Here is a 12,943-nt window from a genome sequence, read left to right as displayed (position 1 = left end):
AATAGTTTTTTTTGATATGTTGGCTAAGGCGAACACACATTGATTTAGAAAATAACAGGGTCGGGGAAATGGCAAAAGTATCACTGGAAAAAGACAAAATTAAGTTTCTGCTGGTCGAAGGCGTACACCAGAAAGCGCTGGATAGCCTTCGTGCGGCGGGTTACACCAACATCGAATTTCACAAAGGGGCGCTGGACAGCGCTCAACTGAAAGAGTCGATCCGTGATGCCCATTTCATCGGCCTGCGTTCCCGTACCCATCTGACGGAAGAGATCTTTGCTGCCGCAGAGAAGCTGGTCGCCGTCGGCTGCTTCTGTATCGGCACCAACCAGGTTGACCTCAACGCTGCCGCTAAACGCGGCGTGCCGGTATTCAACGCCCCATTCTCTAACACCCGTTCAGTGGCGGAACTGGTGATCGGTGAGCTGCTGCTGCTGATGCGCGGCATTCCGGAAGCCAACGCCAAAGCGCACCGCGGCGTCTGGAACAAACTCGCCGCTGGCTCCTATGAAGCGCGTGGTAAGAAGCTCGGTATTATCGGCTACGGCCATATCGGCACCCAGCTGGGCATTCTGGCGGAGTCGCTGGGGATGAACGTCTTCTTCTACGATATCGAAAGCAAACTGCCGCTGGGCAACGCTACCCAGGTTCAGCACCTCTCTGACCTGCTGAATATGAGCGACGTGGTGAGTCTGCACGTGCCGGAAAATGCCTCGACGAAGAACATGATCGGCGTCGAAGAGCTAGCCCTGATGAAGCCCGGCTCGCTGCTGATCAACGCCTCACGCGGCACGGTGGTTGATATTCCGGCCCTCTGCGATGCGCTGCGCAACAAGCATCTGGCCGGGGCAGCTATCGACGTCTTCCCGACCGAGCCGGCGACCAACAGCGATCCGTTTGAGTCTCCGCTCTGTGAATTCGATAACGTGCTGCTGACGCCGCACATTGGCGGCTCCACGCAGGAAGCGCAGGAGAACATCGGTCTCGAAGTGGCGGGCAAGCTGGCGAAATATTCAGACAACGGCTCCACGCTCTCTGCCGTCAACTTCCCGGAGGTCTCCCTGCCTCTGCACGGCGGTCGTCGTCTGCTGCATATCCATGAGAACCGCCCTGGCGTGCTGACCGCCATCAACCAGATCTTCGCGGAGCAGGGCGTCAACATCGCTGCCCAGTATCTGCAAACGACGCCGCAGATGGGCTACGTGGTGATCGATATCGAGGCGGAAGAAGAGGTGGCGCAGAAGGCGCTACAGAGCATGAAGGGCATCGCAGGTACCATCCGCGCGCGTCTGCTCTACTGATCTGTTTTGCCCGGCGTGCCTGCCGGGCCTACCACTGCCACGTCTGCGATGGGGTCACCACCGCAGGCAACGGAATATCCCACTCCTCTACCGGCAGGGCATCGACCTGCTGGCAGTCATGGGCGTAGCCCACCGGCGTAAAGCCGTGCTGCTGCCACTTCTGTAGCGTGCGATCGTAAAAGCCACCGCCCATCCCCAGCCTTTGCCCCTGATTGTCAAAGGCCACCAGCGGCGTGACTAAAACATCCAGCTTATCGAGCGGCGTGACGTCGCGCAGATCGAGCTTTGGCTCATAAATTTTCAGATGATTCACCACCAGCTCACTCTCGGGATGGTAGTGCAGAAACAGCAGATTGCCGGGGCTAAAGGGGTGCAAAACCGGCAGGCAGACGCGTTTGCCACTGCGCCAGAGCTGCTCGATCAGCGGGCGGGTATCAAGCTCACCGTCGAAAGAGAGAAATAGCGCCACGGTATGGGCCAGCACCATGGGCGGAAACGCCATCATGCGGTTAGCGGCCTGTTGGGCATAGCTACGCTGCTCGTCGTTGCTTAAAGCACGGCGACGCTGGCGGATCTGCTGGCGAATGAGCTGTCGGGGTGAAACGGGTAGCGCGAGTGATGTCATGGTATCAGGTAGAGGAAGGGGAATCTCCGAGATGCCGCCGCAGGCTGTAACCCTTGAACCCTTGGTTCAAGGTGAATATGTCGTCATAGTTTTAAGGCTTCTCGGACGAACCGAGCATGCTCACCAACCATGGAGCGCCACATTCTTGTGGTATGAAATATCGGCTCAGGGGACTGGCCCGCTTGCGAACATCTCAGAGAAATTTTTTCTTCACGGTCACTCTACCATAGTAGACCTTGAAGTGTTATTCAAACTTAGGCCCCGGTCTTTCGTTTATGCGACCCTGATCAAGCAATGCCTGTTCGATGGTCTGCTGTAACAGTCGAATACGCTGCTCCATGCTGGATGCGTAGTCGCGGGTTTTTGCCTTTTCCTGAGCCAGTTCGTAGCTAATGTTCAACGCGGCGATGAAAACTAGCTGCTCAGTATTTGTGACTCTAGTGCGAACTTTCAGATCTTGCAACCGCTGATTCAGATCATCTGCAGCCTGATTGAGAGCGTCCCGCTGTTCAGGCGGACAGTTCACGCGCAGTGAACGGCCAAAAATTTGGATATCGACGGGTTGTGCAGACATGACACCTTCCTGCTGTTTGACTGCGCTCTACCTTGGCAACCGAGTCATGGCTGCGAAGGGGCGACACTATAGCTACCCTGGTTAGAGGATTCAAGCAGATTCTCATAACCTGAACTCTTAGCCTATTCTCTTAACATAGCCGTAAAAAGAAACCTATACGTAAAGGTCGCAAACGCATGTTTGGCGAAATCTGACGGCTATATCACCAGGGTCCAAAGTGGTAGCATACCATGAATCTTCCTCCCAACGACGACGAATGCGCATGTCAATACAGAACGAAATGCCTGGTTACAATGAATTGAACCAGTTACTCAACCAACAGGGTGTTGGCTTAACGCCAGCCGAGATGCACGGTCTGATCGGCGGGATGCTTTGCGGCGGCAATAACGACACTTCGTGGCAGCCGCTGCTGCACGATCTCACCAACGAAGGCCTGGCGTTCGGCCATGAGCTGGCCGAGGCGCTGCGTAAGATGCACGCCGCCACCAGCGACGCGCTGGAGGACGATGGCTTCCAGTTCCAGCTCTTTCTGCCGGATGGCGACGAGGTCAGCGTGTTTGACCGTGCCGACGCCATGGCGGGCTGGGTGAACCACTTCCTGCTGGGACTGGGCGTCACGCAGCCGAAGCTCGATAAGGTCACCGGCGATACCGGCGAGGCCATCGACGATCTACGCAACATCGCGCAGCTGGGCTACGACGAGGACGAAGATCAGGAAGAGCTGGAGATGTCGCTCGAAGAGATCGTTGAGTACGTCCGCGTGGCGGCGCTGCTCTGCCACGATACCTTTACCCGTCCACAGCCGACCGCACCGGAAGTGCGTAAGCCAACGCTACATTAAGCGTCGTACTGAATGCTAAAAAGGAGGTGTCATGACCCAGTCTGAGTTTCTTCGCCGCCGCCAGGCGCTGCTTGCGCAGATGGCCCCGGCCAGCGCGGCGCTGATCTTCTCCGCTCCGGAGGCGACCCGCAGCGCCGACAGTGAATATCCTTACCGTCAAAACAGCGACTTCTGGTACTTCATCGGCTTTAACGAGCCAGAATCGGTGCTGGTGCTGATCAAGAGTGATGACACCCACAACCACAGCGTGCTGTTCAACCGCCTGCGAGATAAAACCGCAGAGATCTGGTTCGGCCGTCGGCTAGGCCAGGAGGCTGCGCCGGAGAAGCTGGGCGTGGATCGGGCGCTGGCGTTCAGTGAAATCGACGAGCAGCTCTACCAGCTGCTTAATGGCCTCGACGTGGTCTACCACGCGCAGGGCGAATACAGCTATGCGGATGCGAGCCTCTTCACCGCGCTGGATAAGCTGCGCAAAGGATCCCGGCAGAATCTTACTGCCCCGGCCTCTATTACCGACTGGCGGCCCCTCGTCCATGAGATGCGCCTGTTTAAATCCCCGGAAGAGGTTGACGTTCTGCGCCGCGCAGGCGAGATCAGCGCCTTAGCCCACACCCGGGCGATGCAAACCTGCCGTCCGGGCATGTTTGAATATCAGCTTGAAGGCGAGATCCTGCACGAGTTCAACCGCCACGGGGCGCGCTTTGCGTCGTACAACACCATTGTCGGCGGCGGGGAAAACGGCTGTATCCTGCACTACACCGAGAACGAAAGCGAGCTGCGCGACGGTGAGCTGGTACTGATCGACGCCGGATGCGAGTATCAGGGCTACGCGGGAGATATTACCCGCACCTTCCCGATCAACGGCAAATTTACCCCGGCCCAGCGCGAGATCTATGACATCGTGCTGGCCTCTCTCGACGCTGCGCTGACCCTGTTCCGTCCGGGCACCTCTATTCAGGAGGTGACCGGTGAAGTGGTGCGGATCATGATTACCGGGCTGGTGAAGCTCGATATCCTGAAAGGCGACGTTGACCAGCTGATTACCGATAACGCCCATCGCGCCTTCTTTATGCATGGCCTGAGCCACTGGCTGGGTCTGGACGTTCACGACGTCGGCGTTTACGGACCTGACCGCTCGCGTCCGCTTGAGCCGGGCATGGTGCTGACCGTCGAACCGGGTCTCTATATCGCCCCGGATGCCGACGTGCCGCCCCAATACCGTGGCATTGGCATCCGCATCGAGGATGACATCCTCATCACCGAAAACGGCAATGAGAACCTGACCGCCAGCGTGGTGAAAAAGGCCGATGAGATCGAGGCGCTGATGGCGGCGGCGAAGCGTTCATGAGCGTAATTATCGTCGGCGGCGGGATGACCGGCGCTACGCTTGCGCTGGCCATTTCTCGTCTGACGCACGGCTCACTGCCGGTGCATCTTATCGAAGCGACCGCCCCGGAAGCCCAGGCGCACCCCGGTTTTGATGCCCGCGCTATCGCGCTGGCCGAGGGTACCTGCCAGCATCTGGCGCGGATCGGCATCTGGCAGCATATTGCCCAGTGCGCTACGCCCATCACCACCGTTCACGTGAGCGATCGTGGCCATGCAGGATTTGTAACGCTGGAAGCACAGGACTATCGCGTCGATGCTCTCGGAAACGTCGTGGAGCTGCACGAGGTGGGGCAGCGGCTGTTTTCGCTGCTACACCGTGCGCCTGGCGTCACGCTGCACTGTCCTGAACGCGTCAGCGGTTTCACTCGTAGTGAAGAGGGCGTCAGCGTAACGCTGGAGAGCGGAAAAATATTACAGGGAAGCCTGCTGGTGGCTGCAGACGGCTCCCGTTCGGCGCTGGCGGCGCAGTGTGGCATCGGCTGGCAGCAGGAGCCATATCACCAGGTGGCGGTAATCGCCAACGTCACCACCGCGGTTGCCGGCAACGGGAGAGCCTTCGAGCGCTTCACTGAGCACGGCCCGCTGGCGCTGCTGCCCATGTCGCAGGGACGCTACTCGCTGGTCTGGTGTCATCCGCTGGAGAAGCGCGACGAGGTGATAGCCTGGTCGGATGAACGCTTCTGCCACGAGCTGCAAAATGCGTTCGGCTGGCGGCTGGGTCGCATTGTTCACGCGGGCACCCGCAATGCCTATCCGCTGGCGTTAACCACCGCCTCATCGCCGGTATCGCACCGAATAGTGCTGGTAGGCAATGCCGCCCAGACGCTGCACCCCATCGCCGGGCAGGGATTCAACCTCGGCATGCGCGATGTGATGAGCCTGGCCGAGACGCTGGCTGACGCGTGGGCAGAGAGCAGCGATATCGGCGCTTATCCGGTGCTCCGCGGCTATCAGCAGCGTCGCCAGGAGGATAAAGAGGCGACTATCGGCGTCACTGATGGGCTGGTGCAGCTGTTTGCTAACCGTTGGTCTCCGCTGGTCGCGGGTCGCAATGCCGGACTGATGGCAATGGAACTTTTTACTCCAGCACGCGACGTGCTGGCGCAGCGGACGCTAGGATGGGTCGCCCGATAGGCCTGCTTCACCAGGCTATTTTATTTGCCATTTTGAACCAGGGCAGTGCTCAGAATCCTCACGTACTACGTGTACGCTCCGGTTCTTCCGCGCTGTCCGTGTTCAAACTGGCTGCAACAATTACGCCTGCTGAACCAGGCGGTAGCTTTAGGAGCGAATTTTGCAGAGTGTAGATGTAGCAATTGTCGGCGGCGGCATGGTTGGGCTGGCGGTAGCCTGTGGATTACAGGGGAGCGGCCTGCGCGTAGCGGTGCTGGAGCAAAACCCGCCTCAGCCGTTGCCGGAGAACGCTCCGCCTGCGCTCCGCGTATCGGCCATCAACGCTGGCAGCGAGAAGCTGCTGACGCGCCTTGGCGTCTGGTCATCCATCGTGGCGAACCGGGCCAGTTGCTATCACGGTATGGAGGTGTGGGACAAAGACAGCTTTGGACGCATCGCTTTTGACGACCGCAGCATGGGCTATAGCCACCTGGGCCACATTATCGAGAACGACGTAATCCATCAGGCGCTGTGGCAGAAAGCGCAGCAGTGTCAGGACGTCACGCTCCTGGCACCCGCGGGCGTGCAGCAGGTCGCCTGGGGTGAAAACGAAGCCTTTCTGACCCTGAAAGATGGCGGCATGCTAACGGCGCGGCTGGTAGTCGGCGCGGACGGGGCGAACTCCTGGCTGCGCGATAAGGCCGACATTGCGCTTACCTCATGGGACTATCGTCATCATGCATTGGTTGCCACCATTCGCACTGATGAGCCTCACGAGGCGGTGGCGCGTCAGGTCTTCCACGGCGACGGCATCTTAGCCTTCCTGCCGCTGAGCGATCCGCACCTCTGCTCTATTGTCTGGTCGCTGCCGCCGCTGGAGGCTGCCAACATGCAGGAGGCGACAGAGGAGGCTTTCAACCAGGCGCTGGATATGGCGTTCGACAACCGCCTTGGCCTTTGCCGCGTTGAGAGCGAGCGGCTGGTCTTTCCACTGACGGGCCGCTATGCGCGCCAGTTTGCCGCGCACCGACTTGCGCTGGTGGGCGATGCAGCGCACACCATCCATCCGCTGGCAGGGCAGGGTGTAAACCTTGGCTTTATGGATGCCGCCGAGCTGGTCAACGAGCTTAAGCGCCTGCACGGCGCGGGCAAAGATATCGGCCAGCACCTCTACCTGCGCCGCTACGAGCGTAGCCGCAAACACAGCGCCGGGGTGATGCTGGCAAGTATGCAGGGCTTTCGCGAACTGTTTTCCGGTACGCACCCGGCGAAAAAGCTGCTGCGCGATCTCGGATTGAAGCTGGCCGATACGCTGCCGGGCGTCAAGCCGCAGCTTATTCGCCAGGCGATGGGGCTAAACGATCTGCCAGAGTGGTTACGTTAACCCGATCACACTTTCCCTCCCCAGCCATGGGGAGGGGTACCCTTCCTCATTTGAAATATTCTAATTCCACTCCCATTTTCGGATTAGTTTTTCTCATCACTCTATTTTTACCGCTCTGAAAATCTGCGCGCTTTGCCGCGTAATACGCTGGCTTATGGGGCATTCATCGTCTGTTTTATGATGTTTATCGCAAACGTATAGCCTGATGGCAGTGTAATATCCTGCCGCCCGGTTTGGCTTTTTAGGTCATAAGCTAATGTGATGGAACATTTTTGCTTATGGTTATGCCTGCTGTTCAGTGATAAGTTCAGGCAAAAGGTAACGTTTGCGTCGCCGTCTGGAAACGAGGCTACCTGCTTACGACTTCGCCTTATTTATCCTGGCCCCGCTTATTCAATGAGGAAAAGATGGCTCAGCAAACCCCTTTATACGAACAACATACGCTGTGCGGCGCACGCATGGTGGATTTCCACGGCTGGATGATGCCGCTGCACTACGGCTCGCAGATCGATGAGCACCACGCGGTGCGTACCGATGCCGGTATGTTTGATGTCTCGCATATGACCATCGTTGACCTGCACGGCAGCCGCTGCCGGGCGTTTCTTCGCTACCTGCTGGCCAACGACGTGGCCAAACTGTCCCAGCCGGGCAAAGCGCTCTACAGCGGCATGCTCAACGCGTCCGGCGGCGTCATTGATGACCTGATCGTCTACTTCTTTACCGAAGACCATTTCCGCCTGGTGGTGAACTCCGCCACCCGCGAAAAAGATCTCGCCTGGATCACCCAGCACGCGGCTCCCTTTGATATCGACATTACCGTCCGTGACGATCTGGCGCTGATCGCCGTCCAGGGGCCGAATGCCCAGGCGAAAGCGGCAGGCCTGTTTACCGATGCTCAGCGCCAGGCCGTGGCGGGTATGAAGCCCTTCTTTGGCGTGGAGTCTGACGGCTGGTTTATCGCTACCACCGGCTACACCGGCGAAGCGGGCTATGAGATTGCGCTGCCGAGTGAGCAGGCAGCGGACTTCTGGCAGGCGCTGATTGGCGCGGGCGTGAAGCCCTGTGGCCTGGGCGCACGCGATACGCTGCGTCTGGAAGCGGGCATGAACCTCTACGGTCAGGAGATGGACGAAGGCGTTTCGCCGCTGGCCGCCAACATGGGCTGGACCATCGCCTGGGAGCCAGCCGATCGTGACTTCATCGGCCGCGAAGCGCTGGAGTCACAGCGTGAGCGGGGCACCGAACAGCTGGTTGGCCTGATCATGACCGAAAAAGGCGTCCTGCGTAACGAACTGCCGGTGCGCTTCACCGATGCCAGCGGCAACTCACAGGAAGGCATTATTACCAGCGGCACCTTCTCGCCGACGCTGGGCTACAGCATCGCGCTGGCCCGCGTACCGGCAGGGATTGGCGACACGGCCATCGTGCAGATCCGCAACCGTGAAATGCCGGTGAAGGTAACGAAACCTGTTTTTGTACGCGCTGGCAAAGCCGTCGCGTAACCTAATCTATCGTGGAGAAATGTTAATGAGCAATGTACCTGGCGATCTGAAATACAGTAAAGAACATGAGTGGCTGCGCAAAGAGGCAGACGGCTCCTACACCGTGGGTATCACCGAACATGCGCAGGAGCTGCTGGGCGATATGGTGTTCGTTGACCTGCCGGACGTGGGCGCTACCGTCAGCGCGGGCGATGACTGTGCAGTGGCAGAATCCGTGAAGGCAGCCTCTGACATCTATGCCCCGGTGAGCGGCGAGATCGTGGCAGTCAACGACGCGCTCAGCGACAACCCGGAGCTGGTCAACAGCGAGCCGTACGCCGGTGGCTGGATCTTTAAAATCAAGGCCAGCGACGAAGCAGAGGTTGAAGCCCTGCTGGACGCGACCGCGTACGAATCTCTATTAGAAGACGAATAAAGCCCGTAGGCCCGGTAAGCGTCAGCGCCACCGGGCATTTCAGGTTAAGACAACCACGATTCACCGCACGTTTCAGGAACCATCGCTCATGACCCAGACTTTAAGCCAGCTTGAACACCGCGACGCCTTTGTCGATCGCCACATCGGGCCGGACGCTGTTCAGCAGCAAGAGATGCTGAAAACCGTTGGCGCAGATTCACTCAACGCTCTGATTGGCCAGATTGTCCCGCAGGACATTCAGCTGGCGACGCCGCCGCAGATTGGCGAAGCGACGACGGAGTTTGCCGCGCTGGCCGAGCTGAAAGCCATCGCCGCGCGCAACAAGCGCTTTAAGTCTTACATCGGCATGGGCTACACCGCCGTGCAGCTGCCGCCGGTGATCCTGCGCAATATGCTGGAAAACCCAGGCTGGTACACCGCCTATACCCCTTACCAGCCGGAAGTCTCTCAGGGCCGCCTTGAGGCGCTGCTCAACTTCCAGCAGGTTACGCTGGATCTGACCGGCCTTGATATCGCCTCCGCGTCGCTGCTTGATGAAGCGACGGCAGGGGCCGAAGCGATGGCGATGGCGAAACGCGTGAGCAAGCTGAAGGGAGCAAACCGCTTCTTTGTCGCCGCCGACGTGCATCCGCAGACTCTCGACGTGGTTCGCACCCGCGCGGAAACCTTTGGCTTTGAGATCGTGGTCGACGATGCCAACAAGGCGCTGGATCATCAGGATCTCTTCGGCGTGCTGCTCCAGCAGGTAGGCACCACGGGAGAAGTGCATGACTACAGCGCGCTGATGGGTGAACTGAAAGCACGCAAGGTCGTGGTGAGCGTCGCGGCAGATTTTATGGCGCTGGTGCTGCTGACTGCACCAGGCAAGCAGGGCGCGGATATTGTCTTCGGCTCTGCGCAGCGCTTCGGCGTGCCGATGGGCTATGGTGGCCCGCACGCAGCCTTCTTTGCTGCCAAAGATGAATTTAAACGTTCCATGCCAGGCCGCATTATCGGCGTATCGAAAGATGCTGCCGGTAACACTGCGCTGCGCATGGCGATGCAGACTCGCGAGCAGCATATCCGCCGTGAGAAAGCGAACTCCAACATCTGTACCTCGCAGGTGCTGCTGGCTAACATCGCCAGCCTCTATGCCGTCTATCACGGCCCGGTTGGGCTGAAACGCATTGCGGGCCGTATCCACCGCCTGGCCGATATCCTGGCTACCGGCCTGCAGCAGAAAGGGTTGAAGCTGCGCCACGCACACTTCTTTGACACCCTCTGTGTCGAGGTCGCTGACAAAGCGGCGGTGCTGGCGCGTGCCGAAGCGGCACAGATCAACCTGCGTAGCGACATCCATAACGCCGTAGGTATTACCCTCGACGAAACCACCACCCGCGAAGATGTGGTTAAGCTCTTCGACGTGGTTGTCGGCGATGGTCATGGCCTGAATATCGACGCGCTGGATAAAGAGGTGGCCCACGACAGCCGCGCAATCCAGCCGGGCATGCTGCGTGATGACGCCATTCTGAGCCACCCGGTGTTCAATCGCTACCACAGCGAAACCGAAATGATGCGCTACATGCACTCGCTGGAGCGCAAGGATCTGGCCCTGAACCAGGCGATGATCCCGCTCGGCTCCTGCACCATGAAGCTGAACGCCGCCGCAGAGATGATCCCAATCACCTGGCCAGAGTTCTCCGAGCTGCACCCGTTCTGCCCGGCAGACCAGGCGGAAGGGTATCATCAGATGATCAACCAACTCTCTGACTGGCTGGTGAAGCTGACTGGCTATGACGCCCTCTGCATGCAGCCGAACTCCGGCGCGCAGGGCGAGTATGCAGGCCTGCTGGCGATCCGTCACTATCATGAGAGCCGCAACGACGGTCATCGCGATATCTGTCTGATCCCAAGCTCTGCTCACGGCACTAACCCGGCGTCGGCGCAGATGGCGGGCATGCAGGTGGTTGTGGTCGCCTGCGATAAAAACGGTAACATCGACCTGGCCGATCTGCGTGCCAAAGCCGAGCAGGCGGGGGATCACCTCTCCTGTATCATGGTGACCTACCCGTCTACCCACGGAGTCTATGAAGAGACGATCCGCGAAGTGTGCGAAATCGTCCACCAGTATGGCGGTCAGGTCTATCTTGACGGCGCGAACATGAACGCCCAGGTAGGGATCACCTCCCCTGGCTTTATCGGCGCAGACGTGTCGCACCTCAACCTGCATAAAACCTTCTGCATTCCGCATGGCGGCGGCGGCCCAGGCATGGGTCCTATCGGCGTGAAAGCGCACCTGGCACCGTTCGTACCGGGCCACAGCGTGGTACAGATTGAAGGGATGCTGACCCGTCAGGGTGCGGTCTCTGCCGCTCCGTTCGGCAGCGCCTCTATTTTGCCAATTAGCTGGATGTACATCCGCATGATGGGCGCAGAAGGGCTGAAGAAAGCCAGTCAGGTGGCAATCCTCAATGCTAACTACATTGCTACCCGCCTGCAGTCTGCCTTCCCGGTGCTCTATACCGGTCGCGATGGCCGCGTAGCGCACGAGTGCATTCTGGATATTCGTCCGCTGAAAGAGCAGAGCGGCATTAGCGAGCTGGATATTGCCAAGCGCCTGATTGACTACGGCTTCCATGCGCCAACCATGTCCTTCCCGGTGGCAGGTACGCTGATGGTGGAGCCGACGGAATCCGAGAGCAAAGCCGAGCTGGACCGCTTTATTGACGCGATGCTGGCTATCCGCATGGAGATCGATCGCGTGCAGGACGGCGAGTGGACGCTGGAGGATAATCCGCTGGTTAACGCCCCGCATACCCAGCACGAGATGGTGGCGGAGTGGAGCCACGGCTACAGCCGCGAGCTGGCGGTCTTCCCGGCAGGGTCTGCGAACAAGTACTGGCCGACCGTGAAGCGTCTTGATGACGTTTACGGCGACCGTAACCTGTTCTGCTCCTGCGTGCCGATGAGCGAATATCAGTAATATTTTGTGCCATATTGTAGGCCGGGCAAGCGCAAGCGCCGCCCGGCTTTTTTATTGGGAGAATAGAATGGGTATTGCACTGGTGACCGGCGCAAGCCGGGGGATTGGCAGAGCCACGGCGCTGGATCTGGCGCGTGAGGGCTATAGCGTGGCGGTTAACTATCACCACAACGTGGACGCGGCAACCGAGGTGGTCAACACGATCCTCGCTGCGGGTGGCAGAGCGTTCGCAGTACAGGCAGATATCAGCGATGAAGCGCAGGTGCTGGCGATGTTTGCCCGTATCGATGAGGAGGGTGAACCGCTGACCGCGCTGGTCAATAATGCAGGCATTCTTTTTACCCAGAGCAACGTGGAAAACCTCACCGCCGAGCGCATTAACCGCGTACTGGCGACCAACGTGACGGGCTATTTTCTCTGCTGTCGCGAGGCGGTAAAGCGGATGTCGCACCGGCATGGCGGCAAGGGTGGGGCCATCGTCAACGTCTCCTCAGCGGCGGCGCGGCTGGGCGCGCCCGGCGAATACGTGGACTATGCCGCCTCGAAAGGGGCGGTCGATACGCTGACTACCGGGCTGTCGCTGGAGGTCGCGGCGCAGGGCATTCGCGTTAACGGCGTGCGTCCAGGGTTTATCTATACCGAGATGCATGCTGATGGCGGCGAGCCAGGACGAGTGGATCGGGTTAAATCAGCGCTGCCGATGCAGCGTGGCGGCCAGCCGGAAGAGGTGGCGCAGGCGATAGTCTGGCTGCTGAGCGAGAGGGCGTCGTACGTGACGGGGAGTTTTATTGAGATGGCGGGCGGCAAGTAGCCGCCGACCACGTCAAGTAGGCCGGG

11 protein-coding genes and 1 other RNA gene are annotated in these 12,943 nt (G+C 59.3%); 9 read left to right on the top strand and 3 right to left on the bottom strand.

The window, feature by feature from the left end:
• Nucleotides 1-68 precede the first annotated feature (68 nt).
• Nucleotides 69-1,301, top strand: a complete 1,233-nt coding sequence (gene serA / locus RTM13_RS15480; RefSeq protein WP_312212980.1) for a phosphoglycerate dehydrogenase — start codon at nucleotides 69-71, stop codon at nucleotides 1,299-1,301.
• A 28-nt stretch (nucleotides 1,302-1,329) separates the two neighbouring features.
• On the opposite strand, the gene RTM13_RS15475 is transcribed toward serA, so the two are convergent.
• The 3 genes from RTM13_RS15475 to zapA form a co-directional block, all read right to left on the bottom strand.
• Nucleotides 1,330-1,926, bottom strand: coding sequence for a 5-formyltetrahydrofolate cyclo-ligase (locus tag RTM13_RS15475; protein WP_312212978.1), 597 nt, complete (start codon nucleotides 1,924-1,926; stop codon nucleotides 1,330-1,332).
• A gap of 19 nt (nucleotides 1,927-1,945) precedes the next feature.
• A non-coding RNA gene (gene ssrS / locus RTM13_RS15470) (6S RNA) lies at nucleotides 1,946-2,129 on the bottom strand.
• Nucleotides 2,130-2,170: 41 nt separating this feature from the next.
• Nucleotides 2,171-2,500: a cell division protein ZapA gene (gene zapA, locus RTM13_RS15465; RefSeq protein ID WP_103818422.1), complete on the bottom strand. Its 330-nt coding sequence runs from the start codon at nucleotides 2,498-2,500 to the stop codon at nucleotides 2,171-2,173.
• Nucleotides 2,501-2,762: 262 nt separating this feature from the next.
• On the opposite strand from zapA, the gene RTM13_RS15460 reads away from it, so the two are divergent.
• The 8 genes from RTM13_RS15460 (at nucleotide 2,763) to RTM13_RS15425 (ending at nucleotide 12,917) form a co-directional block, all read left to right on the top strand.
• Entirely contained in the window at nucleotides 2,763-3,341 is a 579-nt protein-coding gene (locus tag RTM13_RS15460) for a YecA family protein (RefSeq protein ID WP_312212977.1), read from the top strand.
• Nucleotides 3,342-3,372: 31 nt separating this feature from the next.
• The gene (pepP, locus tag RTM13_RS15455; protein ID WP_312212975.1) at nucleotides 3,373-4,689 is read left to right on the top strand and encodes a Xaa-Pro aminopeptidase; all 1,317 of its coding nucleotides are present in this window, start codon (nucleotides 3,373-3,375) and stop codon (nucleotides 4,687-4,689) included.
• The gene (gene ubiH / locus RTM13_RS15450) at nucleotides 4,686-5,864 is read left to right on the top strand and encodes a 2-octaprenyl-6-methoxyphenyl hydroxylase (RefSeq protein WP_312212973.1); all 1,179 of its coding nucleotides are present in this window, start codon (nucleotides 4,686-4,688) and stop codon (nucleotides 5,862-5,864) included. Before pepP ends, ubiH begins: the two co-directional genes overlap by 4 nt.
• Before the next feature lie 160 nt (nucleotides 5,865-6,024).
• Nucleotides 6,025-7,227, top strand: coding sequence for an FAD-dependent 2-octaprenylphenol hydroxylase (ubiI, locus tag RTM13_RS15445; protein WP_312212971.1), 1,203 nt, complete (start codon nucleotides 6,025-6,027; stop codon nucleotides 7,225-7,227).
• Between the two features lie 407 nt (nucleotides 7,228-7,634).
• Complete coding sequence (gcvT, locus tag RTM13_RS15440) at nucleotides 7,635-8,729, top strand: glycine cleavage system aminomethyltransferase GcvT (protein WP_312212969.1); 1,095 nt, start codon at nucleotides 7,635-7,637, stop codon at nucleotides 8,727-8,729.
• Nucleotides 8,730-8,754: 25 nt separating this feature from the next.
• Nucleotides 8,755-9,144: a glycine cleavage system protein GcvH gene (gene gcvH / locus RTM13_RS15435; RefSeq protein ID WP_042388045.1), complete on the top strand. Its 390-nt coding sequence runs from the start codon at nucleotides 8,755-8,757 to the stop codon at nucleotides 9,142-9,144.
• Between the two features lie 88 nt (nucleotides 9,145-9,232).
• A complete protein-coding gene (gcvP, locus tag RTM13_RS15430; protein ID WP_312212968.1) occupies nucleotides 9,233-12,106 on the top strand; it encodes an aminomethyl-transferring glycine dehydrogenase in 2,874 nt (957 codons plus the stop codon).
• 67 nt (nucleotides 12,107-12,173) lie between these two features.
• Nucleotides 12,174-12,917 carry an SDR family oxidoreductase gene (locus RTM13_RS15425; protein WP_312212966.1) on the top strand — a complete coding sequence of 248 codons (744 nt, stop codon included), beginning with the start codon at nucleotides 12,174-12,176 and terminating at the stop codon, nucleotides 12,915-12,917.
• The last annotated feature ends 26 nt before the right edge of the window (nucleotides 12,918-12,943 follow it).

It is taken from the genome of Pseudescherichia sp., from assembly GCF_031979925.1.
In the GTDB taxonomy this organism is placed as follows: domain Bacteria; phylum Pseudomonadota; class Gammaproteobacteria; order Enterobacterales; family Enterobacteriaceae; genus Pseudescherichia.
Note: the sequence above shows the minus strand (reverse complement) of the source record. Positions and strands in the feature narration are given on the sequence as shown.